The 24,689-nt window shown below is 70.2% G+C and carries 27 protein-coding genes, 1 tRNA gene and 1 riboswitch; of the genes, 18 read left to right on the forward strand and 10 right to left on the reverse strand.

What is annotated here, in order from left to right; genetic code table 11:
* Positions 1 to 10: 10 nt before the first annotated feature.
* The 4 genes from AZE13_RS39265 to AZE13_RS16045 all read left to right on the forward strand — a co-directional run bounded on the left by AZE13_RS39265 (position 11) and on the right by AZE13_RS16045 (position 2,595).
* Complete coding sequence (locus AZE13_RS39265) at positions 11 to 169, forward strand: putative leader peptide (protein WP_181690365.1); 159 nt, start codon at positions 11 to 13, stop codon at positions 167 to 169.
* 167 nt (positions 170 to 336) lie between these two features.
* Positions 337 to 615, forward strand: a complete 279-nt coding sequence (locus AZE13_RS16035) for a MoaD/ThiS family protein (RefSeq protein ID WP_066931597.1) — start codon at positions 337 to 339, stop codon at positions 613 to 615.
* Positions 616 to 617: 2 nt separating this feature from the next.
* Entirely contained in the window at positions 618 to 1,568 is a 951-nt protein-coding gene (locus AZE13_RS16040; protein ID WP_066931599.1) for a PLP-dependent cysteine synthase family protein, read from the forward strand.
* Between the two features lie 274 nt (positions 1,569 to 1,842).
* Entirely contained in the window at positions 1,843 to 2,595 is a 753-nt protein-coding gene (locus AZE13_RS16045) for an MBL fold metallo-hydrolase (protein ID WP_066931601.1), read from the forward strand.
* A gap of 30 nt (positions 2,596 to 2,625) precedes the next feature.
* On the opposite strand, the gene AZE13_RS16050 is transcribed toward AZE13_RS16045, so the two are convergent.
* From AZE13_RS16050 to AZE13_RS16060, 4 genes are all read right to left on the reverse strand, one after another.
* On the reverse strand, positions 2,626 to 3,930 hold the full coding sequence (locus AZE13_RS16050) for a glycosyltransferase (RefSeq protein ID WP_181690356.1): 1,305 nt from the start codon (positions 3,928 to 3,930) through the stop codon (positions 2,626 to 2,628).
* A complete protein-coding gene (locus AZE13_RS16055; protein WP_079124054.1) occupies positions 3,917 to 6,094 on the reverse strand; it encodes a peptidase domain-containing ABC transporter in 2,178 nt (725 codons plus the stop codon). The genes AZE13_RS16050 and AZE13_RS16055 overlap by 14 nt, the downstream gene beginning before the upstream one ends.
* Before the next feature lie 53 nt (positions 6,095 to 6,147).
* Positions 6,148 to 6,345, reverse strand: coding sequence for a hypothetical protein (locus AZE13_RS36355; RefSeq protein ID WP_147264671.1), 198 nt, complete (start codon positions 6,343 to 6,345; stop codon positions 6,148 to 6,150).
* 155 nt (positions 6,346 to 6,500) lie between these two features.
* Positions 6,501 to 7,268: a response regulator gene (locus AZE13_RS16060; RefSeq protein WP_066931607.1), complete on the reverse strand. Its 768-nt coding sequence runs from the start codon at positions 7,266 to 7,268 to the stop codon at positions 6,501 to 6,503.
* Between the two features lie 184 nt (positions 7,269 to 7,452).
* Here AZE13_RS16060 and AZE13_RS16065 point away from each other — a divergent pair, with 184 nt between their 5' ends.
* Positions 7,453 to 7,647 (forward strand): hypothetical protein, encoded by a 195-nt coding sequence (locus AZE13_RS16065; protein ID WP_066931609.1) that lies wholly within the window; start codon positions 7,453 to 7,455, stop codon positions 7,645 to 7,647.
* Between the two features lie 170 nt (positions 7,648 to 7,817).
* Here AZE13_RS16065 and AZE13_RS16070 read toward each other — a convergent pair whose 3' ends face one another.
* Positions 7,818 to 9,098: a PTS transporter subunit EIIC gene (locus tag AZE13_RS16070; RefSeq protein WP_066931611.1), complete on the reverse strand. Its 1,281-nt coding sequence runs from the start codon at positions 9,096 to 9,098 to the stop codon at positions 7,818 to 7,820.
* A gap of 183 nt (positions 9,099 to 9,281) precedes the next feature.
* The gene (locus tag AZE13_RS16075) at positions 9,282 to 10,592 is read right to left on the reverse strand and encodes a PTS transporter subunit EIIC (RefSeq protein ID WP_066931613.1); all 1,311 of its coding nucleotides are present in this window, start codon (positions 10,590 to 10,592) and stop codon (positions 9,282 to 9,284) included.
* Positions 10,593 to 10,878: 286 nt separating this feature from the next.
* Here AZE13_RS16075 and AZE13_RS16080 point away from each other — a divergent pair, with 286 nt between their 5' ends.
* The 5 genes from AZE13_RS16080 (at position 10,879) to rdgB (ending at position 13,513) form a co-directional block, all read left to right on the forward strand.
* Entirely contained in the window at positions 10,879 to 11,112 is a 234-nt protein-coding gene (locus tag AZE13_RS16080; RefSeq protein ID WP_066931615.1) for a glucose PTS transporter subunit EIIB, read from the forward strand.
* An 86-nt stretch (positions 11,113 to 11,198) separates the two neighbouring features.
* Entirely contained in the window at positions 11,199 to 11,930 is a 732-nt protein-coding gene (rph, locus tag AZE13_RS16085; protein WP_066931617.1) for a ribonuclease PH, read from the forward strand.
* Between the two features lie 149 nt (positions 11,931 to 12,079).
* A complete protein-coding gene (locus tag AZE13_RS35650; protein WP_107288363.1) occupies positions 12,080 to 12,244 on the forward strand; it encodes an SCO1431 family membrane protein in 165 nt (54 codons plus the stop codon).
* Between the two features lie 141 nt (positions 12,245 to 12,385).
* Positions 12,386 to 12,796: a hypothetical protein gene (locus AZE13_RS16090; RefSeq protein WP_066931619.1), complete on the forward strand. Its 411-nt coding sequence runs from the start codon at positions 12,386 to 12,388 to the stop codon at positions 12,794 to 12,796.
* 81 nt (positions 12,797 to 12,877) lie between these two features.
* A complete protein-coding gene (gene rdgB / locus AZE13_RS16095; protein WP_066931622.1) occupies positions 12,878 to 13,513 on the forward strand; it encodes an RdgB/HAM1 family non-canonical purine NTP pyrophosphatase in 636 nt (211 codons plus the stop codon).
* Positions 13,514 to 13,604: 91 nt separating this feature from the next.
* Here rdgB and AZE13_RS16100 read toward each other — a convergent pair.
* Positions 13,605 to 13,688, reverse strand: a tRNA-Leu gene (locus AZE13_RS16100).
* Positions 13,689 to 14,024: 336 nt separating this feature from the next.
* Between AZE13_RS16100 and AZE13_RS16105 the strand changes: the two genes are divergently transcribed.
* Together AZE13_RS16105 and AZE13_RS16110 are read left to right on the forward strand one after the other, a co-directional pair.
* The gene (locus tag AZE13_RS16105; protein WP_066931624.1) at positions 14,025 to 14,531 is read left to right on the forward strand and encodes a hypothetical protein; all 507 of its coding nucleotides are present in this window, start codon (positions 14,025 to 14,027) and stop codon (positions 14,529 to 14,531) included.
* Positions 14,531 to 15,811: a sensor histidine kinase gene (locus AZE13_RS16110; protein ID WP_066931626.1), complete on the forward strand. Its 1,281-nt coding sequence runs from the start codon at positions 14,531 to 14,533 to the stop codon at positions 15,809 to 15,811. The genes AZE13_RS16105 and AZE13_RS16110 overlap by 1 nt, the downstream gene beginning before the upstream one ends.
* On the opposite strand, the gene bcp is transcribed toward AZE13_RS16110, so the two are convergent.
* A complete protein-coding gene (bcp, locus tag AZE13_RS16115) occupies positions 15,792 to 16,259 on the reverse strand; it encodes a thioredoxin-dependent thiol peroxidase (protein ID WP_066931628.1) in 468 nt (155 codons plus the stop codon). The genes AZE13_RS16110 and bcp overlap by 20 nt on opposite strands.
* A 201-nt stretch (positions 16,260 to 16,460) precedes the next feature.
* Between bcp and AZE13_RS16120 the strand changes: the two genes are divergently transcribed.
* The 3 genes from AZE13_RS16120 (at position 16,461) to AZE13_RS16130 (ending at position 17,788) form a co-directional block, all read left to right on the forward strand.
* Entirely contained in the window at positions 16,461 to 16,778 is a 318-nt protein-coding gene (locus tag AZE13_RS16120; protein ID WP_066931630.1) for a DUF3618 domain-containing protein, read from the forward strand.
* A gap of 156 nt (positions 16,779 to 16,934) precedes the next feature.
* Positions 16,935 to 17,237 (forward strand): GroES family chaperonin, encoded by a 303-nt coding sequence (locus AZE13_RS16125; RefSeq protein WP_052287519.1) that lies wholly within the window; start codon positions 16,935 to 16,937, stop codon positions 17,235 to 17,237.
* Between the two features lie 109 nt (positions 17,238 to 17,346).
* A riboswitch (guanidine-III (ykkC-III) riboswitch) is annotated at positions 17,347 to 17,408 on the forward strand.
* A gap of 59 nt (positions 17,409 to 17,467) precedes the next feature.
* On the forward strand, positions 17,468 to 17,788 hold the full coding sequence (locus AZE13_RS16130) for a DMT family transporter (protein WP_066931632.1): 321 nt from the start codon (positions 17,468 to 17,470) through the stop codon (positions 17,786 to 17,788).
* A gap of 33 nt (positions 17,789 to 17,821) precedes the next feature.
* On the opposite strand, the gene AZE13_RS16135 is transcribed toward AZE13_RS16130, so the two are convergent.
* Positions 17,822 to 20,032 carry a transglycosylase domain-containing protein gene (locus tag AZE13_RS16135; protein ID WP_066931634.1) on the reverse strand — a complete coding sequence of 737 codons (2,211 nt, stop codon included), beginning with the start codon at positions 20,030 to 20,032 and terminating at the stop codon, positions 17,822 to 17,824.
* Between the two features lie 346 nt (positions 20,033 to 20,378).
* Between AZE13_RS16135 and AZE13_RS16140 the strand changes: the two genes are divergently transcribed.
* The 3 genes from AZE13_RS16140 (at position 20,379) to AZE13_RS16150 (ending at position 23,086) form a co-directional block, all read left to right on the forward strand.
* Positions 20,379 to 21,176, forward strand: coding sequence for an ABC transporter permease (locus AZE13_RS16140; protein ID WP_066931636.1), 798 nt, complete (start codon positions 20,379 to 20,381; stop codon positions 21,174 to 21,176).
* Between the two features lie 91 nt (positions 21,177 to 21,267).
* The gene (locus AZE13_RS16145) at positions 21,268 to 22,032 is read left to right on the forward strand and encodes an ABC transporter permease (protein WP_079124092.1); all 765 of its coding nucleotides are present in this window, start codon (positions 21,268 to 21,270) and stop codon (positions 22,030 to 22,032) included.
* Positions 22,033 to 22,057: 25 nt separating this feature from the next.
* The gene (locus AZE13_RS16150) at positions 22,058 to 23,086 is read left to right on the forward strand and encodes an ATP-binding cassette domain-containing protein (RefSeq protein ID WP_066931638.1); all 1,029 of its coding nucleotides are present in this window, start codon (positions 22,058 to 22,060) and stop codon (positions 23,084 to 23,086) included.
* Between the two features lie 44 nt (positions 23,087 to 23,130).
* Here AZE13_RS16150 and AZE13_RS16155 read toward each other — a convergent pair whose 3' ends face one another.
* Positions 23,131 to 24,441, reverse strand: coding sequence for an SGNH/GDSL hydrolase family protein (locus AZE13_RS16155; RefSeq protein WP_066931640.1), 1,311 nt, complete (start codon positions 24,439 to 24,441; stop codon positions 23,131 to 23,133).
* Positions 24,442 to 24,689: the final 248 nt, after the last annotated feature.

Raw genomic sequence — 24,689 nt, forward strand, 5'->3', positions numbered from 1 at the left:
TGACCACGACGTGAGCGAGAAGAAGCCGGGCACGCTGCTGCTCGCTCCGCTCGCCACGCGCCGCTCCGCATCCGCCCTGCTGGGCGCGTTCGGCTGCGGAGCCGCACGGCTGCACGTCGATCTGTGCCGCCTGTCCAGCGCCATGTGTCCGCGCTGCGCCGACGTCTGACCCGGCCGAGCCCGGGGCGTGCGGCTCCCGCCGTCCGTACCCCGTACCTCTCGCGTCACCCGACGCCCTTCCGTGGCACGTCGCACGTACCGCATATCCCGCACATACCGCCGTGCCACGGACGCACCGCCACCGTCACCGCACCCACTCCGACAGGAGAACTTCCCATGGCCATCGAGGTCCGCATCCCGACCATCCTGCGCAACTACACCGACGGCAAGAAGGCCGTCGAGGGCAGCGGCGATACTCTCGCCGACCTCTTCGCCGACCTGGAGAGCCGGCACACCGGCATCCGGGAGCGCCTGGTCGACGGCGAGCAGCTCCGCCGCTTCGTGAACGTCTACCTCAACGACGAGGACGTCCGCTTCCTGGCGGGCATCTCCACCAAGCTGGCCGACGGCGACAGCGTGACGATCCTGCCGGCGGTGGCCGGAGGAATGAGCTGACGGTGCGGTACGACTCCCCGCTGGCGGCGGTCGGGAACACCCCTCTCGTCCGCCTCCCGCGCCTCTCGCCCTCCGATGACGTCCGCATCTGGGCGAAGCTGGAGGACCGCAACCCCACGGGCTCCGTCAAGGACCGGCCCGCGCTGCACATGATCGAACAGGCCGAGAAGGACGGCCGGCTCACCCCCGGCTGCACGATCCTGGAGCCGACCAGCGGCAACACCGGCATCTCGCTCGCCATGGCGGCCAAGCTCAAGGGCTACCGCATGGTGTGCGTCATGCCGGAGAACACCTCGGCGGAACGGCGCGAACTGCTCGCCATGTGGGGCGCCGAGATCATCTCCTCGCCCGCGGCCGGCGGGTCCAACACGGCGGTCCGGGTCGCCAAGGAGCTCGCCGCCGAGCACCCCGACTGGGTGATGCTCTACCAGTACGGGAACCCCGACAACGCCGGTGCGCACTACGCCACCACCGGCCCCGAGATCCTCGCCGACCTCCCCTCCGTCACCCACTTCGTGGCCGGGCTGGGCACCACCGGCACGCTGATGGGCGTCGGCCGCTATCTGCGCGAGCACGTCCCCGGCGTGCAGATCGTCGCCGCCGAGCCGCGCTACGACGACGTGGTCTACGGTCTGCGCAACCTCGACGAGGGCTTCGTCCCCGAGCTGTACGACGAGTCCGTGCTCACCACCCGTTTCTCGGTCGGCTCCGAGGACGCGGTGCGCCGCACCCGTGAACTCCTCGCCGAGGAAGGCATCTTCGCGGGCATCTCCACCGGCGCGGTCCTGCACGCCGCGCTCGGTGTCGGCCGGAAGGCGGTCCGGGCGGGCCGGAGCGCCGACATCGTCTTCATCGTCGCCGACGGCGGCTGGAAGTACCTCTCCACCGGTGTCTACACCGCCGAGTCGACGGAGGCCGCGATCGCGGCGCTGCAGGGCCAGCTCTGGGCCTAGGCCCCGTTGTCATGGCGTAGGTCCTGTTGTCGTACGGGGTGCCCCGGGCGCGTGCCGCCGGGAGCACCCCGTACGGGCGTACGGGGGGTCAGCCCGGACTGGTGATTCCGCCCACAGCTCGCCCCGCCGGAGGAGCGACACGACCTCTCGCGCCTTACGCTCGTGGGCACCGCACCGACCGTCCAGGGCCCGGCACGACCCGGCAAGGCCCCGCCGGGACGACCCGACCGCCGGCCGCCGACCGCCGCCCCCGCCCACGGAGGTTCACGCCCGTATGAAGCTCACTGTCGTCGGATGCTCGGGGTCGTTCCCCTCCACGGAGTCGGCCTGTTCGAGCTACCTCCTGGAGGCCGACGGCTTCAGGCTGCTCCTCGACATGGGCAATGGCGCCCTCGGCGAGCTGCAGCGCCACTCCGGCCTCTACGACCTCGACGCCGTACTCCTGTCACATCTGCACGCCGACCACTGCATCGACCTGACCGGCTACTTCGTCGTGCGCTACTACCCGCCGGACGGCGACCGGTGCGCGCCCATGCCGGTCTACGGGCCGGCCGGCACCGAGCACCGGCTGACCGCCGCCCACGCCGACCTGCCGCACGACGGCGCGATGAGCGAGGTCTTCGACTTCCGCACACTGGAACCGGGCACCCGCGCCATCGGGCCGTTCACCGTCCGTACGGAGCGGGTCAGCCACCCCATGGAGGCCTTCGGCTTCCGTATCGAGCACAACGGCAGCTCCCTGACGTACTCCGGTGACACCGGGCCCTGCGCGGCGCTGGACACCCTCGCGGCCGGTACCGACCTCTTCCTGTGCGAGGCGTCGTTCACGTACGGGAAGGAGGACATCCCGGATCTGCACCTCAACGGGAGGGAGGCCGGTGAGCACGCCCGGCGGGCCGGCGCCGGCCGGCTGGTGCTGACCCACATCCCGCCGTGGACCGACCCGGACATCAGCGTCCGCGACGCGCAGAAGGTCTACGACGGGCCGGTCGAGGTCGCCAAGGCGGGTGCGGTCTACGAGATCTGACCCGGCCGGGCCACGGACCGCTGCTGCGGGTCAGGCGGACGGGACGGCCGGCGGCGGGGAGCCGGCGTGGGACAGCATCGTGCGGAGCGCGGTGATTTCGGACGCCAGTTTCGCGCCGGATCCCCATGCGGTCGCGTCATGGAGAGCGCTGAGGGTGTGTTCGTAGCGGCCGCTGGCGAGTGCGAGCAATCCGTGGAGCTCGTGGAGCCGTCCCGTCTCTCTCGCGGTGCGCCGCCCCTCCCCGCGCGCGGCGGCGGCGGCTGAATCGGCAAGCCGGGAGAGGTGATTCAGGGTCTGACTGGCGGAGACCACGACTTCGAAGTACGTGGCTTCGGCAGCCCGGCGGGCGCTGCGCAGCAGCGGGGCGTACTGGGCGATCTCGGCTGCCCCGCCGAAACGGAGGGCGAGCTCACACAGCAGTGCCCAACTGTCCTCCCGGCGCTCGGCAATGTAGTCGGCGGAATCAGCGGGGAGGCCCGACAGGGATGCCGCAAGGGCGGTGAAGAGTGCGTGCGCGCGGGCCGGGTCCAGGTTGTCGATCAGCTCGGCCCGGGTCTGGTAGAAGAGCCACTTGGGGTTGTGCGGCTCCTCCCCGCGGCAGATGTCCAGAAGTCGGGAATGGCGCCGCAGCTTCTCTTTGCTTTCGATGACTTCCGGACGGTATCCGTGGTGGGTGAAGTGGATGCCGGCGAAGGCCGTCGGGGGCTGGTTGCCGTCCTGGTCGTAGGGGCGTTCATGAATGCGTCCGCGGTAACGCAGCGCGGTGCCGGCCCGGAGCGCGCGGGGGAGATCGCGGTAGACACCACCGCTGTCGTTGACATCGGTGATGTGCGGGCAGACGACGAGGTCGGACTGGGGCACGACGGTGTCCAGCGCGGAAAGGCAGCGCCGAAGGTCTCCGGAGGATGCGGGATCCAGAATTTCGTCCGCGTCGACCATGACGATCCAGCCCTCGGTGACGTGGTCGAATGCCACGTTCCGCTGGAGCGCGAAATCGTCCGCCCAGGGGGACTGGATCACGCGTGTCGGCAGGCTCGTTTCCCGCACGATTCGCAGTGTGTCGTCCTGCGAGCCCGAGTCGATGACGAGCACGTCGTCGACGTCGGCGGCCAGAGCCTCGATGCAATGACCGACGGTCTCTTCCTCATCGCAGGTGAGGATCACCGCTGTGATACGAGGAGACGGCGCCTGCGCACCGGCCGGACGCGCACGTATACCGGTGGACGTTTCGGCCAACCGGGGAGAGACCTCGTGGATGAGTTGCAGATCTTCTTCCCAGGAGGGTGCCGCGCTGTCGCGCCGACGCGACGCGACCAGTAGTTCACCGAATTGCATGACCGACACTCTCCTTGGCCGTCTGGTTTCCGATGTGGCCGTCCAGGTTGACGACGTGGTCGAACGCGAGGTCGGCCGCGTCCGTATGGGAGACCACGACCTTCGATGCGGGCAGAGAGGCGAGATTCGCCCAGATTCTGCGCACCGTATCGCGGTCGATTCCGCTGAACGCCTCATCGAGGAGGTAGACATCCGGAGCATGCAGGACTGCTCGTGCCAGAGCCAGGCGTTGGATCTGCCCGCGCGACAGGCCGCTGCCATCCTCCCGGACTCCCCAGGCCAGCCCTTCGGGCAGACCTTCGACCACCTCGTCGAAGCATGCGAGGCGACAGGCCCGCTCGATCTCGTCCTCTCCGGCCGGCCTGCCGAGGGTGAGGTTTTCCCGCAGATCCGCCGTGAGCAGGAGGGGGCTGTCGCTGAGATACAGGATTCGCTGTCTGATGTCGCGCTCACGGAGGTCGCCGAGGTCGCGCCCTCCGATTCTGATACTTCCCTGATAGTGGGCGAAGAATCCGGCGACAGCCTTGAGGGCCGTGCTCTTTCCTTGGCCATTCGCGCCCGCGACGAGAATCGTGGCGCCCGGCGGAACGGTGAGTTGGAAGTCCTCGACAGCCGGGCGGGTGGCGGCAGGGTAGGCGACGCTCAGGTCACGGACATCGATACGTGCTCCCGCCGCGTCGCCGGGCCCGGCCTGTGGAGCGGGCTCCGCCTGCGGAGCGGTTGCGGCGGGCTCCAGCCGGGGATCCTCGGACTGGTTGATGACGTCGCGGTACCGCCCCACCGCGACGAAGAGCCTTTGCAGTGTTACCTGAAGTGCAGCGACCGAGTTGGCAGAGGACAGGAAGAACCCGGCGAGGGAGACCGAGGAAAAGATCTCTCCGACCGTCAGGGTTCCGGACAGGCAGAGTTCAAGGCAGATCCAGGTGGCGAATACCGTGGTCAAGCCCAGGTTGATGGTCATCACAACAGAGCCGGTGTTTCCGAGCCGGCCCAGGCGGGTTTCGGAGACGATCCTGCGGTCCAGGTGCTTGCGGACCCTGCTCATCGCGAAGTCTCGCTTGGCGTAGGAAACGACCTGCTCATAGTTGTGCACGATATTGAAGAGTTCAGCCTTGAGGCTGGCGTCCCGCTGCAGTGCTTCTTCGGAGGCGGTTCTGATGGGGGAGAAAAGGAAGCGTGACGTCAGCACATTCACCAGTGCGGAAAGCAGCAGAATGCCGAGTACGAACGTGTTGGTGTAGGCGAGATATGCGCCCACGCCGAGTATGACTCCGACGTCCATGGAAGCCTGCACCGTTGAGGTGGAGACGAGTGCTTGGATCTCCTGCACGTCGTCGAGGCGACTCACCAGGTCGCCGGCCCGTCGGCTGTGATGGAAGGTGACGGGCAGCCGCAGCAATTTGCGGACGTAGGACTCGGACAGCTGGCGCTGCAGCGCCTGCCCCAAGGAAACGGCCAGTCTGCCGCGTATGTATTGCGCGACGCCGATGACGACAATTACTCCGGCGACTGCGGCTGTCAGCATATTGACCGCTTGCATGGACTGCTCTCGCACCATGCGGTCCACCGCTACTTGCAGAAAAATGCTGGTCAGCATGGAGGCGCCGGAGACCAGCACGGTCAGCGCAAGAATTGCCGCCAGGACCGGCCAGCGGCTGCGAACCAGTGGCCACACCACTCGCTGAGAGCGCAGCTCTCCCAGCCTGGCGCGCAGGGAAATCCCGGCTGCGGGCGACTCCGTGACGAGGACGTCTCCCGTGAACATCTCCGCCAACGCGTCTGCGCCGACCTTCGTCGGCCGGGAGAGCAGCGGGTCGCTCACCATGAATTGGCCATGACGTTCGGCATGCACCACGACGAAGTGCGGCCGGCTCATCACACGTACGCGGACAATGGCCGGGCCGGCGATGTGCACCGCCTGCGCGAGCTGTTCGGCGTCAAGATGCAGGAGCTCTGAATCGACTCCGTACTCCGCCAGCACCTGTTGCAGGCGCAGCAGGGAAGAGCCGCGGCGCCCCAGACCCACCGACTCGCCGAGAACGGCCATGTCGACCAGTTTGCCGTGGCGCCTCAGGACGGTCCGCACACATGCTGGCCCGCAGTCCGTGTCCCCGGTCTGGCTCGTGTGATACCGCCGGAAGGTCTCCACTTCCCTACCCTTCACCTACACGCGTTCGGCCCTGGCTTCGAGGTGAAGCCAGGGCCGAACGGAGAATGCTACTTGCAGAACTGGTTGTACATCTTCAGGTAGTCCGTCGGCGTACCGCCGCAGGAGATGACCGTGCTGGTGAAGCTCAGGGCGTACAGGTGGGCGCACTGAGCCTTGCTCAGCTTGCGCCCCTCGCCGTCCGCCTGCTCCGCGGCGGCCTCGCTGAGCGCGGGAAAGTTCATCGAACGCAGCTGTGCCAGACTCATCGTCTTCAGCCTCTTCTCGGTCTATCGGTGTGTCAGAACACGCTGATCGTCCGTTCCGGGGCGCTGGTCGGGCAATCCATAGATCGGAGGGTGGATCCGCCACATGGCGGGGGTCGCGCCATGCGGCGGACCGCACGCCGGAGCCGGCTCAGCCCCTATACGTAGGCAAGGCGAGCAGTTGACGGAGTCGGCAGGTAGCCATGCGAGGCGATACTTTCGTGGTGCGCCTCGATGTCCGACGGCCAGTGGATGATGCCCGCCCGGTCGGCGATGACCGCGGCTTGCACTCGGGTGACGTTTCCGAGTTTCGTCAGCAGTGCACTCACGTGATCCTTGGCGGTGCTGGCCGCTATACCCATACGCCGTGCTATCTGGGTGTTGGTCAGCCCGCAGCCGAGAAGGGACAGCGCGTAACGCTCCCGAGGGGAGAGGCGAGCCACGAGTTCGGCGGCTTCATCGACCCGGCAGCGATCCAGGTAGCCGGTGATAATCGCCGAAGCGACATCTGGCGCCAAGGGCCGCCGTCCGGCTTTCAGGCTCCTGATGTCCTGGGCAAGCTGCTCCGGATCGGAGTCTTTCAGCAGATAGCCTGCGGCGCCGAGGAACAGCGCATCGGAAAAGTACTCCTCCTGGCAGGACTTGGTCAGTACGATGACCTTCGGGGAGTCCTTGAGGGATTGAATCTGGCGCAATACGGTCATTCCGTCGGCGCCGAGCATCTGGATATCCAGCAAGGCGACGTCGGGGCGATGGTGTGCGAGGAACGGGACGGCTTCCTGTCCGGCGCAGGTGCCCACAACTTCGATGTCGGGTGTTGTGTCGAAAAACCTTTGGAGGGTGATCCGCATCAGTGGTTCGTCATCCACGATGGCTACCCGCACGGAATCGGCCCTTGCCCGGCCTCCGCCGCCCGTCATGAGCATGATCAGTTCCCCCTGTCAGCTTTGCTAGGTCTCCGACATATTAGTTGTCGCCTCCTGACGCTGAACTCGTGGTGTCGTATGGGGTCGAATAAATCCGCTTCCGCTGACGGGGTACGCTGCCAACCGGAGAGACGCCGGGCGATTAGCGAGGAGAACCACGATGCTTGGGCCGGGACTTGCGGGTATGCCCATGGAAGAGTGGAAGATCCGGACGGCCAAGGGCAAGGAGTACGTCTTCGACAGCGAAGACGAAGCCTATGAGGCGCTGCCCGAGTACGGCGAGGGCAGCACTGTCTGGAAGCGCCGAGTACACCGGGGAATCGCGAACATCTCCCTGTCGTCGACTGGTTGGATCGATGTGACGCCGACCGGCCGGTAAGTGCGGCGCGCCACCGGAGAGCTCGGGTCGACCTCGATCCCGCATAAGGGCCTGTCAGTTTTCTGACGGCCCTTTTCTGCGTGTTCGGGGCCGCTCGGCACGGAAAAGCGGCAGTCCCCTCGCCCGTATGAGGAGGAGACTGCCGCCGGCCGTTGTGCGGTGGAACAGGCTTACTTGGTCTTCGCCTGCGCTGCCTCTAGATCGCCCTCTTCGGGTTCACGACCCGGCGTCGGGATGTTGAACTTGATGATCGCGAAACGGAAGACCACGTAGTAGAGCGCCGCGAAGCAGAGGCCCACCAGTGCCAGCAGCCACGGCTTGGTCGCGATGCCCAGGTTGAGCAGGAAGTCGATCGCGCCGGCCGAGAAGCCGAAGCCGTCCTTCATGCCCAGGGCCCAGGTCAGTGCCATCGAAATGCCGGTCAGCACCGCGTGGATCGCGTACAGAACCGGGGCGATGAACATGAACGTGAACTCGATCGGCTCCGTGACGCCGGTGACGAAGGCGGTCAGGGCCAGGGAGGCCATCATGCCGCCCACGACCTTGCGGCGCTCCGGGCGGGCGCAGTGCGTGATCGCCAGGCAGGCGGCCGGGAGGGCGAACATCATGATCGGGAAGAAGCCGGTCGTGAACTGGCCGGCGGTCGGGTCGCCGTGCAGGAAGCGGGCGATGTCGCCGTGGTACTCGACGCCCTTGTCGGTGAACGAACCTGCCTGGAGCCACGGGAAGGAGTTCAGCAGGTGGTGCATTCCCACTGGGATGAGCCCGCGGTTGGCGACGCCGAAGATGCCCGCGCCCACGGCGCCGGAGCCGACCAGCCACTCGCCGAAGCTGTGCAGAGCGGTGCCGAGGACCGGCCAGACGTAGCCGAAGGCCACGCCTATCAGCAGGCCGGCGAAGGACGACAGGATCGGCACGAGGCGCCGGCCGCTGAAGAAGCCCAGCCAGTCCGGGAGCTTCTTGCGGCTGTAGCGCTGGTAGAGCAGGGCGACCACGATGCCCATCACCACACCGCCGAGCACACCGGCGTTCACCGGCGGTGCGACCTCGGCCACCTTGCCGTCGACGACCTGCTGGACCTTGGGCAGGCTGCCGTCCGTGAAGGTGCCCAGCACCTTGCTGAAGACCAGGTAGCCGACGACGGCGGCCAGTCCGGTGGAACCGTCCGCCTTCTTGGCGAAACCGATGGCGATACCGACCGCGAACAGCAGCGGCATGTTGTCCAGGAGGGCACCGCCGCCCGCCGCCATGAACTCGGCGATCTTGTTGATGAAGGCGGGGAACGACTCCCGGCCGAGCATGTCGTCGTGGCCCAGGCGGACCATCAGCGCGGCGGCGGGCAGAGTGGCGATCGGCAGCATGAGGCTGCGGCCGATGCGCTGGGCCACGGCCATCACACTGGAGCCGCGGCCCTTCTTGTCGGGGGCCGCCGTGGCGGTGGCCGAACTCATCGGATTCCTCCTGGTGAGGCGGGCACTCGGGAAGGGGGACGGCCCGCTGGTTGGGGTGCACCTGGTCTACACCACTAGTGGTTTAGACCAGTTTTAGCATGTGCGCAAGGCGCAAAGGAATCCATTCTTCCAAGTGGTATGGACCACACGGTGACCGGCCCCCGGGGCATGCCGCCGATGCGGCTACGCGATGTTCTCCCGCTCCATGGCGTCCCCCACCTCAGCCGGCTCCCGCCCCGGAGTCTGCAGATCGAATTTCATGATCGCGAAACGGAAGACGGCGTAGTAGAGCACCCCGAAACACAGGCCGACGGGAATGATCATCCACGGCTTGGTCGCCAGCCCCCAGTTGATGACGTAGTCGATCAATCCGGCCGAGAAGCTGAAACCGTCATGCACCCCCAGCGCCCAGCTCACGGCCATCGACGCACCCGTGAGTACGGCGTGCAGTCCGTACAGCACCGGCGCCACGAAGAGGAAGGAGTACTCGATCGGTTCGGTCACGCCCGTGACGAGCGACGTCAGGCCGACCGAGAGCATCATCCCCGCGATCTCCTTGCGACGGTGCGCTCCGGCGCAGTGGGTGATCGCCAGTGCCGCGGCCGGCAGGGCGAACATCATGATCGGGAAGAATCCGGTGGTGAACTGGCCGGCGGTCGGGTCGCCCGCGAGGAACCGGTTGATATCGCCGTGGACGATCGTTCCGTCCGGTTTGGTGAAATCGCCGAACTGGAACCAGACGAACGTATTGAGGAACTGGTGCAGGCCCACCACCAGCAGCGCACGGTTCGCCACCCCGAAAATTCCCGAACCCCACGCATCCCGTGCCGTCAGCCATTCACTGAAATGCGTCAGCGCGTCACCCACCGGCTGCCAGGCGAACAGGCACAGCACCGCGAAGGTCAGCCCGGTGAACGCCATGATGATCGGGACCAGCCGGCGGCCGTTGAAGAAACCCAGCCAGTCCACCAGCTTCACCCGGTGAAAACGCCGCCAGAGCCAGGCGGTCAGAAACCCCAGCACGATGCCGCCGAAAACCCCCGGATTCTGGAATGCGGCCTGTGTCACCGTCGCGGACGTATCCACGCACACCCCGCCCCACAGTCCCGCCTGGGTATACGTCTGCCCCGCGGCGCACCCCGACGGGAAGGCGTGCAGCACCGAGTAATAGACCAGAAAGCCGGTCACCGCGGCGAGCGCGGTCGACCCGTCCGCCTTCTTCGCCATTCCGATCGCCACGCCGACGCAGAACAGCAGCGGCAGCCCCAGCCCCGAATCCAGCAGCGCCCCGCCGGCCGCCGCGAACACCGCGCCCACCGCATTCCAGCCCAGCCCCTCCGTGCCGAACACATCCGGCTGGCCGAGACGGTTGAGAATCCCGGCGGCGGGCAGTACGGCGATCGGCAGCTGGAGACTGCGCCCCATCTTCTGCAGCCCCTGGAAGAGGTTCGCCCCCCAGCGCTTCCCCGGCGCCGCCGCCGCATCCGAACTCATCCGCGTCCTCCCGGCAGTCGGCCCGTCGACGACCGGCCCGGTGCGTGCCGCATACTGGTGGCCATACTGGTGGTGTAGACCACTCGTAGACCACTCGGTGCGTACCGGACGGCCGGAGAGACGGCCGTCCGGCGCGCACCGTGGCGATCACCGTCCTGGTGATCGCCATCCTTCGCCAGGCGACGGATATCCGCCCAGATAGTTGGGCTGAACGTGCGTTAACGTGCGTTACGGTGTGAAAACCGCGCGGCTGAACCGCCGGCGGCCGAGACAAGCAGGAGTGGACATGGCCAGCAAGGCTGAGAAGATCGTCGCCGGGCTCGGCGGCCTCGACAACATCGAAGAGGTCGAGGGCTGCATCACCCGCCTCCGCACCGAAGTCAACGACGCCTCGCTGGTCGACGAGGACGCCCTCAAGGCCGCCGGCGCCCACGGCGTCGTCAAGATGGGCACCGCCATCCAGGTCGTCATCGGCACCGACGCCGACCCGATCGCCGCCGAGATCGAAGACATGATGTGAGCTGACACCGGCGAGCCCGGGCCCCGTTCCGGACCCCCTGACCATGCCGGAACGGGGCCCTCGGCATTCCCGATAGGGTCTGTGCCATGTCTCGCATCGACGGCCGCACCCCCGAACAGCTCCGCCCGGTCACCATCGAACGCGGCTGGAGCAAGCACGCCGAAGGCTCCGTCCTCGTCTCCTTCGGCGACACCAAAGTCTTCTGCACCGCATCCGTCACCGAAGGTGTACCGCGCTGGCGCAAGGGCACCGGCGAAGGCTGGGTCACCGCCGAGTACTCGATGCTGCCCCGCTCCACCAACACCCGCGGCGACCGCGAATCCGTCCGCGGCAAGATCGGCGGCCGTACCCACGAGATCAGCCGCCTCATCGGCCGCTCCCTGCGCGCCGTCATCGACTACAAGGCCCTCGGCGAGAACACCATCGTCCTGGACTGCGACGTCCTCCAGGCCGACGGCGGCACCCGCACCGCCGCCATCACCGGCGCCTACGTCGCCCTCGCCGACGCCGTCACCTGGGCCAAGGACAAGAAGCTCATCCGCCACGGCCGCCAGCCCCTCACCGGCACCGTCGCCGCCGTCAGCGTCGGCATCGTCGACGGCACCCCCCTCCTCGACCTCTGCTACGAGGAAGACGTCCGCGCCGAGACCGACATGAACGTCGTCTGCACCGGCGACGGCCGCTTCGTCGAGGTCCAGGGCACCGCCGAGGCCGAACCCTTCGCCCGCGAGGAACTCAACGCCCTGCTCGACCTCGCCGTCGCCGGCTGCGCCGAACTCGACGCCGCCCAGCGAGCGGCGCTGGCCGCGACCCTCTGACAGCCGACTACGCACCGGCCCGGGACGGGGGGGGAGAGTCACTCCTCCCCCGGTCCTTCCCGCCCTGCGGCGCTCCTGTGACGCGTTTCTCAGCGGCCCGTCCCCCTCCGGCTCTGGGCAAGCCGCCCCGGAACGCGCACTGTGGACCCATGCCCAGCACCTCCGCCACCGCGCCCCGCACCCGTACCGGCATCGGCACCCGCATCCGTACCGGCGGCCCCGGGGACGACGGCTCCACGCGCCTCGAGAACCTCGCCGGCTGGACCCTCGTCGTCGTCCTGGCCATGCTCCTCACCCAGACCGGCCTCCTCTGACCGGCCTCCTCTGACCGGCGTCCGGCCGAACTCCGCCCGCCCGTACGCCTTTTCGGGCAACCAAACACCCCCGCCCCGCGTTTCTTCCTTTGCCCAGGCATGACCATGACCTGGCCATGACACAACGGAAGGATCCGCGCCATGGCTCCTCGCACCTCCCGGACGCGCCGCCGCCCGCTCACGCCCGCCCTCGCCGCGCTGGCCGCCGCCACCGTCGCCGTCCCCCTGCTCGCCGCCTGCGGAGCGGTCCAGAAGGCCGTTGGCTGCGCCAGGACCGCCACCTCCGTCGTCAACGCCGTCGACAAGCTCCAGCAGGCCGCCGGCGACTCCCTCACCGACCCGCAGAAGTCCCAAGAGGCCCTCGACGACATCGAGCAGAACCTGAAGAAGGTCAGCGACGAGGCCGGCGACCCCGAGCTGTCCCAGGCCGTCGACAAGACGAACAACGGCATCAAGGACGCCCGCAAGGCGATCGAGGACGGCAAGGCACCCAACATCAAGCCGATCGCCGACGGTGCGAGCGAGATCGCCAAGGTCTGCACACCCGGATAGCCACTGCCGGACAGCCACTGCCGGCCGGGACGCGCCGGCCGGGACGCGCCGGCCGGGACGCGGCCGGGATAATGACGTCCCATGCAGTCACCAACCGGCGGTCACCCCGCGACCCCCCGCCGCCTCATCCTCGCCACCCGCAACGCCGGCAAGCTCACCGAGCTCCGCGCCATCCTCGACGCGGCCGGCCTCGCCGTCGAACTCGTCGGCGCCGACGCCTACCCCGACATCCCCGACGTCAAGGAGACCGGCGTCACCTTCGCGGAGAACGCCCTCCTCAAGGCCCGCGCCCTCGCCGAGGCCACCGGCCACCCCGCCGTCGCCGACGACTCCGGCCTCTGCGTCGACGTGCTGGGCGGCGCGCCCGGCATCTTCTCCGCCCGCTGGGCCGGGAGCCACGGCAACGACCGGGCCAACCTCGAACTCCTGCTGGCCCAGCTCTCCGACATCTCCGACGAACACCGCACGGCCCACTTCGCCTGCGCCGCGGCCCTCGCCCTCCCCGACGGCACCGAGCGCGTGGTCGAGGGCAGGCTCGAGGGAACCCTCCGCCGCGCCCCCGCCGGAACCGGCGGCTTCGGCTACGACCCGATCCTCCAGCCGGCGGGGGAGAGCCGCACCTGCGCCGAGCTGAGTCCCGAGGAGAAGAACGCGATCAGCCACCGGGGGAAGGCGTTCCGCGCGCTGGCCCCGGTACTGGAGGAACTGCTGGGCTGAGCCCCGGCGGCCGGCGACTGACCGGCGGCCGGTGAACGGCGAAGGCCCGGACCTGCGTTGCGCGGGGCCGGGTCGTCGAATCCAAGATCAGTGCGGCCGGTGGGACTCGAACCCACACGCCTCGAAGGCACTGGTACCTAAAACCAGCCTGTCTCACCAGTTCCAGCACGGCCGCGCGTCGTGGCCATACTACTGGTCGGCGGGCGCGCGGTGGCGAGGGGGCGGCGTCCCGGCCGCCTTTCCGGCGCCAATTTCCGGTGATCGCCCGGAAGTTGGGCCGGGGCGGGGCCGGAGGTGTCAACAGGCCCCCGGTGTCGCGCAGGTGGCGGAACATTGCCGCGCACCCGCGAGGGGGCGCAGGGCTTGTTACAGGACTGGTACAAAGCTGCGCGGTCACCGCAGTAATCGGGCAATCAGCCCGTGCAGCGGGGACGGGAGAGTGGTAGGGCCGGGCGCGGCATAGGTATGGGCAGGTGGGGGTACGGGGCGTGATCCCCGGGAGGAGATGGTGATGACCGACCGCGAAGGGTCCCGCTGGGTTCGGGGCCGTATCGCGCTGGTGGCCTTCGTCGTGGTGACGGCGCTGGCGGCCGGCGGGGTGTGGTTCAGCCAGGTGACGGACCGCGCGTCGGCGGTGGATGCGGCGCCGAAGACCTCGGCGGTGCAGGACGGCAAGCAGGCCGCCAAGCAGTCCGGGGGGCTGCCGGGCGTGCGGGACTGCGGGTTCGGCAAACCGGAGATCAAGCCCGAGGTGATCACGCTGGCCTGCGCCGATGCCGGGATGGTGGCGACCGGCATCAGCTGGGAGAAGTACGGCACGAAGGACGCGCTGGGTGTGGGCGTGGTGCAGGTGCAGAAGACCGCGGCGGGCGCGGGGGTGGACGCGGGGTTCCCGGCGACGTTCCGGCTGTACGGGCCGAAGGCGAGGGACGGCGAGCTGGCGTTCACCGGCCTTGAGGTGACGTACGAGGGCTCGACACCGTTCGGTGACACTACGGAGATGTACAACCTCGCGTGATGGGCATTCGAGGCCGGATCGCCCTGGCCATATCAGGTATGACGGCACTGGCCGCGGTGGTGCTGGGCATCGCCGTGCACCACATCGCCGGTGCGGAGCGGGAGCGCGCGGCGCGGGCGGCCGCGGACGACCGGCTGAGTGCGGCGCTGCAGATCTACGAGCGGGCCGGCACGCCGGTGCTGGGTGCGCAGCTGGACGATATGACGTTGCCGTTGCCGCTGCGCGAGGCGGTGTTCAAGGGCAGGTCGGGCACGTACGTCAGCGGTGGTGAGGATCCGCGGGTGTGGGCGGCGACCGGGGTGGGGGACCGGGGCGGGAGCGCCCCGGAGCGGACGCTGTCGGTGTCGGTGGCCTATCCGGACGACGATCCGACGCAGGAGGCGCTGGACCGGGCGCTGGTGATCGCCGGGTTCGGCACGGTGTCGTTGATGGCGGTGGTGTCGTGGTTCGTGGCGCAGCGGCTGTCGCGGCGGCTGCGGCTGAGTGCGGCGGCGGCGCGCCGGATAGCGGCGGGGGAGGCGCCGGACGCGGAGGCGCTGGCGAGCAGCGGCCGGGACGAGGTGGCCGAGCTGGGCCGCAGTGTGCATCACATGGCGACGTCGTTGGCGGCGCGGGTGGAGGCGGAGCGCGAGTTCACCGCGGATGTGGCGCATGAGCTGCGGACGCCGGTGGCCGGGCTGGTGACGGCGGCGGAGCTGCTGCCGGAGCCGCGGGCGGTGGAGATGGTCCGGGACCGGGCGCAGGCGATGCGGCGGCTGGTGGAGGACCTGCTGGAGGTCTCGCGGCTGGACGCGGGCGTGGAGCGGGCGGATCTGGACGCCTGTGAGCTGCCGTCGCTGGTGCGCGGGATCGTCCAGCGGGCGGCGCGGCAGCGTGGGGTGGACGAGGTGTCGGTCACCGTCGAGGGGGAGCCGCGGATCGTGGAGACGGACCGGCGCCGGGTGGAGCGGGTGCTGGTGAATCTGCTGGCGAACGCGGCGAAGCACGGGAAGCCGCCGATCGAGGTGGTGGTGTCCGGGGCGCGGATCGTGGTGCGCGATCACGGTCCGGGGTATCCGGCGGAGCTGTGTGCGGAGGGCCCGCGGCGGTTCCGTACGGCGGCGCCGGAGCGGGGTACCGGGCACGGTCTGGGGCTGACGATCGCGGCCGGGCAGGCGGAGGTGCTGGGGGCGCGGCTGGACTTCGGCGCCGCCGCGGAGGGCGGCGCCGAAGCGGTCCTGGAGCTGCCGGACCTGGCGGAGCAGGAACCGGCTCCGGCGGCTACAGCCCCAGGTCCTTGATGATCTTGGCGACGTGGCCGGTGGCCTTGACGTTGTAGAGGGCGCGCTCGACCTTGCCGTCCTCGTCGACGATGACGGTGGAGCGGATGACGCCGGTCACGGTCTTGCCGTAGAGCTTCTTCTCGCCGAAGGCGCCGTAGGCGGTGAGGACCGTCTTGTCAGGGTCGCCGAGGAGCGTGACCTTGAGGTCCTCCTTCTCCCGGAACTTGGCGAGCTTCTCCGGCTTGTCGGGGGAGATGCCGATGACGTCGTAGCCGTGGCCGGCCAGGAAGTCGAGGTTGTCGGTGAAGTCGCAGGCCTGCTTGGTGCAGCCGGGGGTCAGGGCGGCCGGGTAGAAGTAGACGATGACCTTGCGGCCCTTGTGGTCGGCGAGCGAGACCTGCCGGCCGTCCGCGTCGGGCAGGGTGAAGGCGGGGGCGGTCTCGCCGGGCTGCAGTCGCTCGGTCATGGCTCTCCTTGCGGGGCGGTTCGGAGTGGGTGGGTGGCTCGGTCGGTACGCCCCCGACATTAGCCAGCCGGGGCGCGGGGCGGCCGCCGGGGCGGCGTGCGCGTGCGAAACGGGGGTGCTGTGGGGCGCGTCCGCAGGTGAGCTGACAGACTGGCCACCACGAATGACGCGAGATTGACGCGAGATGACGGAGGCAGCGCGGTGGCGGAGGCCAGGACCCCGGCGCAGATCGAGGCGGACATCGCCGCAAGACGGCAGGAGCTCGCCGTCACGCTCGACGAGATCGGGGTGCGGCTGCACCCGAAGACGATCATCGACGGCGCGAAGGCGAGGACGATGGCCGCGGTGGACCGTACGGCGGGGCGGGCGTACGTGGTCGCCAACCGCGCGATCTCGGACGTCCGGGCACAGCTGGTGGCGGAGGACGGGGCACCGCGGCTGGAACGGATCGTTCCGGTGGCCCTGGTCGGTGTGGCCGTGGTGGGCCTGCTGTCGATGCGGGCCAAGCGGCGCCGCTGACGGACGCCGCGCGGCAGCCCGCCGGACCGCCTCCCCGGACCGGCCCGGGGACCCACCCGGCCCGGTCCGCGGTGCGTGGCGGCGCCGCCGGGCAGGTACGGTCATGCCGTGAGCCCGAATAACACCAAGGACACCCACGACAAGCTGCCGATCCGGATGCTGCACGACCGAGTGCTGGTCCGGACGGACATCCCCGAGGGCGAGCGGCGCTCGTCCGGCGGCATCGTCATCCCCGCGACCGCGGCCGTCGGCCGCCGCCTGGCCTGGGCCGAAGTGGTCGCGGTGGGACAGAACGTGCGGACCGTCGAGGTAGGGGACCGGGTGCTGTACGACCCGGAGGACCGCGCCGAGGTCGAGGTGCGCGGTGTGGCGTATGTGCTGATGCGTGAGCGTGATCTGCACGCGGTGGCCGCGGAGCGGCTGGAGGGCGCAGAGGACTCGACCGGGCTCTACCTGTAGCGGTAGCCCATTCTGCGGTTCTGCATCCCCTGCGGTTCGGTAACCCCTGCGGTTCGGTATCCGCGCGGTGCGGGCGGTGACCTGGGTCACCGCCCGTTTCGCTGCCCTTTGCTAGCCTCGGAGGCATCCCGACGAGACGCGCCGTACCGGGTCAGGACAAGACGACGCACCCCAGATGAAGCTGCTCGGGCTCCTGCGCGGAGCGCGAGCTCCTGCGTGGAGGTGCCGTCATGGCCTGGATCCTGCTCATGGTCGCCGGTCTGCTGGAGGTCGGCTGGTCGGTCGGGATGAAGTTCACCGAGGGATTCACCCGGCTGTGGCCCAGTGTGTTCACGGGTGCGGGCATCGTCGCGAGCATGGTGCTGCTGTCCTGCGCCGCCAAGACCCTGCCGATCGGCACCGCGTACGGAGTCTGGGTCGGCATCGGTGCGGCGGGCGCGGCCGTCGTCGGCATGCTGGTCCTGGGTGAGCCCGCCACCGCCGCCCGTATCTTCTTCATCTGTCTGCTTCTGGTGGCGGTCGTCGGGCTGAAGGCGACGTCCGGCCACTGACGCGACGTCCGGCGGCCGGCCCGGCGGGGCCGGTCAGTCGCCCCAGTCCCTCTTCAGGCGCCAGTCCAGGTCGTCGTCCCCGGGGTCCGCGGTCGGGAAGTCGTTGGTGGGTTCGGTGGCCGGCGGGGTTTCCGGGGGGACGGTGGGGGTGCCCGGGCCGGTGGTCGGCGGGGTGGTGGGGGACGTGGTGCCCGGCCCGGTGCCGGTCGGGGAGGGGGACGGGCCGCCGGGGGTCGGGGAGGCCGGGCTTCCGCTGGCGGAGGGCGAGGCGCTGTCGGAGGGGTCGTCGGAGGGCGGGGGTTCGGCGCCGGGGGCGAGCTGGAGGTCGAAGTTGCGGGCGGGGCGGGTGCTGAGGGCGGCCGCGGTGTAGTCGGCCCAGATCTGGGCGGGGAAGTCGCCGCCGTTGACCCGCGGCAGGCCGCCGGCGCCGTACAGCGGCTCCTGTGCCGCGCTCTCCGGGTGCTGCCCCAGTACGGCGACGACGGTGGCGAGATCGGGCGTGTAGCCGGCGAACCAGGCGGCCTTGTCGTTCTCCGCGGTGCCGGTCTTGCCGGCCGCGGGCCGCCCGGCGCCCTGGGCCGCGGTGCCGGTGCCGTTCTCGACGACGTCGCGCAGGATCGAGGTGGTGGTGTCGGCGGCCTCGCGCGGGATGGCGGTGGTCTCCTCGCGGTCGGGGAGCGTGAGGTCCTCGTCGTTCTTGGTGACCTTGTCGACCAGGCTGTACGGCCGGTGGGTGCCGTGCTGGGCGAGGGTGGCGTACGCCTGTGTCATGTTCAGGACGCTGGGGGTGGCGGTGCCCAGGGCGATCGCGCCCCGGGACGCGGCCAGGCCCGGGGTGGCGGCGGGGATGCCCAGGTCGACGGCGGTGGCCTTCACCTTGTCGGGTCCGACGTCGATGCCCATCTGGGCGTAGACGGCGTTGACGGACTTGTCGGTGGCCTCGGTGACGGTGATCGGGCCGTAGGACCGGTCGTCCTCGTTGGCGGGGGCGAAGCCGGTGGCGCGGCCGTGGCTGACCGTCATCCGCTTGTTGGTGCCGTCGTAGACGGTGTGCGGGGTGATGGCGTCGCCGTCCTGGGTGGTGGAGTGGTGCTGGACGGCGGAGGCGAAGACGATCGGCTTGAAGGTGGAGCCGACCTGGTAGTCGCTGCGGGTGGCGCCGTTGACGTACTGCTTGGCGAAGTCGATGCCGCCGTAGAGGGCGACGACCCGGCCGGTCCTGGGGTCGATGGAGGCGCCGCCGGCCCGGACGTAGCGGTCGACCGGGCGGGAGTCGTCGAGCCGGTCCATCAGCCGGCTGTCGACCGCCTTGACGAAGGCGTTCTGGCGTTGCCTGCTGATCGTCGTGGTGATGCGGTAGCCGCCGGCCCGCAGGGTGTCCTCGTCGAGGATGTGATGGTCCCTCAGGTACTCCTTGACGGCTTCGACGAGGTAGCCGCGCTGGCCGGCCAGGCCGGGGGAGGTCTTGGCCGGCCGGGGCACGGGGAACCGCGTCGCGGCCCGTTCGCCGGGGCTGAGCCACTTCTGCTTGACCATGCCGTCCAGGACGTAGTTCCACCGGGCCAGCACCCGCGGCTTGTTCCCCGGATGGGCGGTGATGTCGTAGAGGCTGGGGGCGTTGAGGAGGGTGGCGAGGTAGGCGCCCTGAGCCAGCGTCAGCTGCTCGGCGTCGCGGCCGTAGTAGGCCTGGGCGGCGGCCTGGATGCCGTAGGCGTTGCGGCCGTAGTAGCTGGAGTTGAGGTAGCCGAGCAGGATGTTGTCCTTGGTCTCCTCGCGGTCGAGTTTGATGGCGATGAAGAACTCCTTGGCCTTGCGGGTCAGGGTCTGCTCCTGGCCGAGGTAGTAGTTCTTCACGTACTGCTGGGTGATGGTGGAGCCGGACTGCGTGCCCTTGCCGGTGGCGGTGTTCCAGGCGGCGCGCAGCATGGCCGCGGGGTCGACCGCGGACTCGGAGTAGAAGTCGCGGTCCTCGGCGGCGAGTACGGCCCGCTGGACGTGCCGGGGGACCTGGCTCAGCTGTACGTTCTGCCGGTTGACGTCGCCGTCGCGGGCCAGTTCCGAGCCGTCGGAGTAGAGGTAGATGTTGCTCTGTGCCTTGGCGGCGCTGTTGGCCGGCGGGATGTCGACGAGGAGGTAGCCGGCGATCAGGGCGCCGACGAGGAGCAGCAGGAACAGCAGTACGGTGCCGAGCATGGTGCGCCAGGTGGGAAGGGCGCGGCGCCAGCCTGTGCGTTGTCCGCTCATATCGGTGTGGACTCCTCGGCGGCCGCCGGAGGTTGTCCTGCGGCGGGGATGGGTGTCGTGTCGGGGCATTCGCGCCGTACGCCGGAGAGCAACGGTCGCCCGTTGAAGGCGACTGCCGCCCGTTGGGCAACTTTCGCATCATGCGTCCCGGCCGGCGGGGGTGGCGCGCACCTGGGACCGCCACCTGACCGGCCGGATGGCGCCCATGCCTCACCCGAAAGGGTGGTAATTCGATGGTGCCCGCCGCGTCCGCGACTTAGGCTCCGGTGCTTTGGCGGCGGATACCGACGGGCGGATACCGACGGGCCGTCCGCCGCGGTACGGGAACGGGCGGGGGGAGCACGGCGTGTGGTACGTGGCGGTGGCGGCCGGCAGCTTCCGGCGGTACGCCACCTATCGGGTGGCCATGGCGGCGGGGGTGTTCACCAACACCGTCTTCGGCTTCATCCTCGCGTACACCTACCTCGCCCTGTGGGACGCCCGGCCGCACCTGGGCGGCTACGACCAGGCGCAGGCGCTGACGTTCATGTGGACCGGGCAGGCGCTGCTGGCGGCGGCCGCGCTGATGGGCGGCGGGAGCCTGGAGGAGCTGCTGGAGCGGATCCGGACCGGCGACATCGCGGTGGACCTGTACCGGCCCGCGGATCTGCAGGTGTGGTGGCTCGCCGCGGATCTGGGGCGGGCGGCGCTGCAGCTGGTCGGCCGCGGGGTGGTCCCGATGGCGGTGGGCGCGCTGGCCTTTCCGCTGGCGCTGCCCGGGGACGTGGCGACCTGGGGCTGGTTCCTGGTGTCGGTGCTGTTCGGGGTGGTGGTCAGCTTCGGACTGCGGTATCTGGTCGCGCTGTCCGCGTTCTGGCTGCTGGACGGCGCGGGGCTGGTCATGATCGCCGGCCTGGCCTGCCTGTTCTTCTCGGGCATGCTGCTGCCGCTGCGGGTCTTCCCGGGCGGCTTCGGCGAGGTCGCCCAGCTGCTGCCGTGGGCGGCGGTGCTCCAGGTGCCGGCCGATGTGCTGGTGGGGGTGCGCACCGGCGGCGCCCTGGTGAACGGGCTGCTGTTCCAGGCGGCGTGGGGCCTGGCGCTGCTGGCGCTGGGCCGGCTGGTGCAGTCGGCGGCGACCCGGAAGGTGGTGGTGCAGGGTGGCTGAGACCCCTCCCGGTGACCGCCGGATCCCCGGGTCCCGTCCCGGCGGGGGCCGGTTCGCCCAGGGGCTGTACGCGTACGGGCTGATCGTCCGGATGTGGGTGCGCTCCACGCTCGCCTACCGGGCGTCGTTCGTGATGATGGCGTTCGGCAACTTCGCCGCCACCGCGCTGGACTTCGTCGCGATCCTGCTGATGTTCTCGCACGTCGACGCGCTCGGCGGCTTCTCGCTGGCCGAGGTGGCCTTCCTGTACGGCACGTCCGGTGCCGCGCTGGGCCTGGCGGATCTGCTGCTGGGCAGCATGGACCGGCTGGGCCGGCGGGTCCGCGACGGCACCCTGGACGTCCTGCTGCTGCGTCCCGCGCCGGTCTTCGCGCAGGTCGCCGCGGACCGTTTCGCGCTGCGCCGGCTGGGCCGGATCAGCCAGGCCCTGCTGGTGCTCGGCTGGGCGCTGACCCGGCTGGACGTGGACTGGACGGTGGGCCGGGTGCTGCTGGTGCCGCTGATGGTGCTGTGCGGTACGGCCATCTTCGGGGCGGTGTTCACCACGGGCGCCGCGTTCCAGTTCTGGGCGCAGGACGCGGCCGAGGTGCAGAACTCCTTCACGTACGGCGGCAACACCCTGTTGCAGTACCCGCCGACGGTGTTCGCCAAGGACCTGGTGCGCGGCGTCACCTTCCTCGTCCCCCTCGCCTTCGTCAACTGGCTGCCCGCGCTGCGCCTGTTGGGCCGTGACGATCCGCTGGGGCTGCCCGGCTGGGTGGACTTCCTGGGCCCGGCGGTGGCGGCGCTGATGTGCGCGGCGGCCGCGCTGGCCTGGCGCACCGGGCTGCGGGCGTACCGGAGCACCGGAAGCTGACGACGGCTCAACGGACGGAGGACGCATGGGGAGCGGGAGCGGTGCCGCGGCGGAACGGCCGCTGATCGAGGTGGACGGGGCCGAGAAGGTCTTCTCGGTGCGGCGCAGGACGGGCCGGCTGCGCCGGACCCGCCAGGAGGTGCGGGCCGTGGACGGCATCACCTTCCGGGTGCCGCGCGGTGAGATGGTCGGCTACATCGGGCCGAACGGCGCGGGGAAGTCCACCACCATCAAGATGCTCACCGGCATCCTCACCCCCAGCGGTGGCCGGCTGCGGGTCGCGGGCATCGACCCCGCCCGCGAACGCACCCGGCTGGCCCGCCGGATCGGGGTGGTCTTCGGCCAGCGCACCACCCTGTGGTGGGACCTGCCGCTGCGGGACTCGTACGAGCTGGTGCGCCGGATGTACCGGGTCCCGGACGCCGTCTACCGCGCCAACCTGGACCGCTGTGTGGAGCTGCTGGACCTGGCCCCGCTGCTGGCCGTCCCGGTCCGCCAGCTCTCCCTCGGCCAGCGGATGCGCGGTGACATCGCGGCGGCGCTGCTGCACGACCCCGAGGTGCTCTATCTGGACGAGCCGACCATCGGGCTCGACGTCATCAGCAAGGCGAAGGTCCGCGGCTTCCTCCGCGAGCTGAACGCCGAGCGCGGCACCACGGTCCTGCTGACCACCCATGACCTGACCGATATCGAGCAGCTGTGCCGCCGGGTGATGGTCATCGACCACGGGCATCTGATCTACGACGGCGGGCTGGAGGGCCTGCGGGCGGCCGGCGACGGCGAGCGGACGCTGGTGGTGGACCTGGAGCGGGAGCTGCCGCCCATCGAGGGCATCCCGGGCGCCCGTACGGTCAAGGTCGACGGCCCCCGGCAGTGGCTGGCGTTCCCGGCGGCGCGGAGCGCGGCGCCGCTGGTCACCGCGGTCGCCGAACGCTATCCGCTGGTGGACCTGTCGGTGCGGGAGCCGGACATCGAGGAGGTGATCGCCCGGCTGTACGCGGCGGGCGGCCGCCGGCCGGAGCCGGGACGGGAGTCCGGACGGCAGCCGGGCTGAGCGGCCGGGCTGAGCGGTCGGCTGTCCACGCACGGGCCCTGGTCCTACAGCGCCGCCGGCGCCGCCTGCCGCAGGCGGCCGAGGTCGACGGCGTCGGCCATCGCCAGGTAGCCCGCGTCGCTGGGGTGGAGGTGGTCGCCGGAGTCGTAGGCGGGGAACAGCCGGTCCGGGGCGGCGGGGTCGCGGAGGGCCGCGTCGAAGTCGACCACCTCGTCGTAGACGGTACCGGCCCGGATGACGCGGTTGACCTGCTCGCGGACCGCGTCCAGCCGGGCCGAGTAGCCGCGGTGCCCGCCGAACGGCAGGAGGGTGGCGCCGGTGACCCGAACCCCGCGGGCGTGCGCCTGGCGGACGAGCTGCCGCATGCCCGCGACGATCTTCTCCGGGTCGAGCTGGCGCGGGGACTTCAGCAGGTCGTTGACGCCGATCTCGACGATCACGGCCCGCACGCCCGGACGGGTCAGGGCGTCCCGCTCGAAGCGGGAGAGCAGGCTGGGGCCGTTGTTGGGGGAGAACCTGCTGCCGTCGAGCAGCAGGCGGTTGCCGCTGATGCCCTGGTTGAGGACGCCGTAGCGCGGTGCGCCGGGCTCGTCGCGCAGCCGCGCCGCGAGGAAGTCGGTCCAGCGGTGGTTGGCACCGGCGGTGGAGGTGATGCCGTCGGTGATCGAGTCGCCGATCGCGACGACCGTGCCGTGCGCCTTGGAGCTCCAGACGTCCACGCCGGTCAGGTAGCGCCAGTACGGGCTCTGCTCGGTGTACGCGGCACCCGTGGCGTCCTCGGCGCGGTCGCCGCGCGCCAGGTAGGAGGTCTGGCGGGCGTACGGGTGGTACGTGGCGGGGCCCGAGGGGGACGGGGAGTACGTGGTGACCAGCACGTCCGTGTCGCCGGGCACCGTCAGCCGCACCGGGTCGCTGGTGACCGCGCCACCGGCCGGGACGGTCACTGCGGGCTTGCCGCCGAAGGCCAGCCGGCGCATGGTGCCGGCCGCGGCGGTGGGCTCGCTGGGGGCCAGGGCCAGGGCCAGCGAGGCGTGGCCGACCACCAGCGGGCGGGTGCCGTAGAGGTTGGAGAGCCGGATACGGACGGCGGAGCCGCCGACGCTGGTGTGCACGACGTTCCGCATCGACATCCCGGCGTACCCGTCCAGGGTTCCGGGCTCGGCCGCCGCCGCGGCCGCCGACCAGGTGCCGACCCACTGCCCGGAGACCGCCGGTTCCGCGGGGTCGTGCGGCGTGTGCGGCCCGCGGCCGGGGCCGCCGTCCGGGCCGCCGAAACCGACGAATATCGCGGTCGAGATCAGCACCACCGCGGATGCCAGGCCGATGAACGGCGTGTAACCCACACTTCTCTTCATACGGGAGCGGTCTCCTGGGTGAAGCGGAGCGGGGTGCTCCGGGCGGGCAAGGGCGGCGGATGAGCAGCGGCACCGTTGCGGTCCGATCGGGCCCTCATGATCCCACGGACCTCCCTGGAGCCGCCTGGCGCCCCGCTCGGCGCTTCGGTGTCAGGGACGCGGGGAACTCGTGGCGCGTTCCGGGAGTAGGTCAGAGTGGGACCGGGGACCCATGGCCGGAAACCACGGCCGGCCGGTGGCCGGACGCG

This window comes from Streptomyces sp. NBRC 110611, assembly GCF_001590865.1.
Classification (GTDB): domain Bacteria; phylum Actinomycetota; class Actinomycetes; order Streptomycetales; family Streptomycetaceae; genus Streptomyces.

Bases quoted from the DNA above. Each gene is read 5' to 3' on its own strand.
- rdgB (WP_066931622.1), top strand. From the start codon at position 12,878: ATGCAGTCACCAACCGGCGGTCACCCCGCGACCCCCCGCCGCCTCATC.
- rph (WP_066931617.1), top strand. From the start codon at position 11,199: ATGTCTCGCATCGACGGCCGCACCCCCGAACAGCTCCGCCCGGTCACC.
- AZE13_RS16130 (WP_066931632.1), top strand. From the start codon at position 17,468: ATGGCCTGGATCCTGCTCATGGTCGCCGGTCTGCTGGAGGTCGGCTGG.
- AZE13_RS16050 (WP_181690356.1), bottom strand. From the start codon at position 3,930: ATGCAATTCGGTGAACTACTGGTCGCGTCGCGTCGGCGCGACAGCGCG.
- AZE13_RS16105 (WP_066931624.1), top strand. From the start codon at position 14,025: ATGACCGACCGCGAAGGGTCCCGCTGGGTTCGGGGCCGTATCGCGCTG.
- AZE13_RS16065 (WP_066931609.1), top strand. From the start codon at position 7,453: ATGCCCATGGAAGAGTGGAAGATCCGGACGGCCAAGGGCAAGGAGTAC.
- AZE13_RS16125 (WP_052287519.1), top strand. From the start codon at position 16,935: ATGCTGCACGACCGAGTGCTGGTCCGGACGGACATCCCCGAGGGCGAG.
- AZE13_RS16045 (WP_066931601.1), top strand. From the start codon at position 1,843: ATGAAGCTCACTGTCGTCGGATGCTCGGGGTCGTTCCCCTCCACGGAG.
- AZE13_RS36355 (WP_147264671.1), bottom strand. From the start codon at position 6,345: ATGAGTCTGGCACAGCTGCGTTCGATGAACTTTCCCGCGCTCAGCGAG.
- AZE13_RS16070 (WP_066931611.1), bottom strand. From the start codon at position 9,098: ATGAGTTCGGCCACCGCCACGGCGGCCCCCGACAAGAAGGGCCGCGGC.
- AZE13_RS16145 (WP_079124092.1), top strand. From the start codon at position 21,268: ATGTGGGTGCGCTCCACGCTCGCCTACCGGGCGTCGTTCGTGATGATG.
- AZE13_RS16110 (WP_066931626.1), top strand. From the start codon at position 14,531: ATGGGCATTCGAGGCCGGATCGCCCTGGCCATATCAGGTATGACGGCA.
- AZE13_RS16035 (WP_066931597.1), top strand. From the start codon at position 337: ATGGCCATCGAGGTCCGCATCCCGACCATCCTGCGCAACTACACCGAC.
- AZE13_RS16090 (WP_066931619.1), top strand. From the start codon at position 12,386: ATGGCTCCTCGCACCTCCCGGACGCGCCGCCGCCCGCTCACGCCCGCC.
- AZE13_RS16135 (WP_066931634.1), bottom strand. From the start codon at position 20,032: ATGAGCGGACAACGCACAGGCTGGCGCCGCGCCCTTCCCACCTGGCGC.
- AZE13_RS16150 (WP_066931638.1), top strand. From the start codon at position 22,058: ATGGGGAGCGGGAGCGGTGCCGCGGCGGAACGGCCGCTGATCGAGGTG.
- AZE13_RS16080 (WP_066931615.1), top strand. From the start codon at position 10,879: ATGGCCAGCAAGGCTGAGAAGATCGTCGCCGGGCTCGGCGGCCTCGAC.
- AZE13_RS16060 (WP_066931607.1), bottom strand. From the start codon at position 7,268: ATGCTCATGACGGGCGGCGGAGGCCGGGCAAGGGCCGATTCCGTGCGG.
- AZE13_RS16075 (WP_066931613.1), bottom strand. From the start codon at position 10,592: ATGAGTTCGGATGCGGCGGCGGCGCCGGGGAAGCGCTGGGGGGCGAAC.
- AZE13_RS16155 (WP_066931640.1), bottom strand. From the start codon at position 24,441: ATGAAGAGAAGTGTGGGTTACACGCCGTTCATCGGCCTGGCATCCGCG.
- AZE13_RS35650 (WP_107288363.1), top strand. From the start codon at position 12,080: ATGCCCAGCACCTCCGCCACCGCGCCCCGCACCCGTACCGGCATCGGC.
- bcp (WP_066931628.1), bottom strand. From the start codon at position 16,259: ATGACCGAGCGACTGCAGCCCGGCGAGACCGCCCCCGCCTTCACCCTG.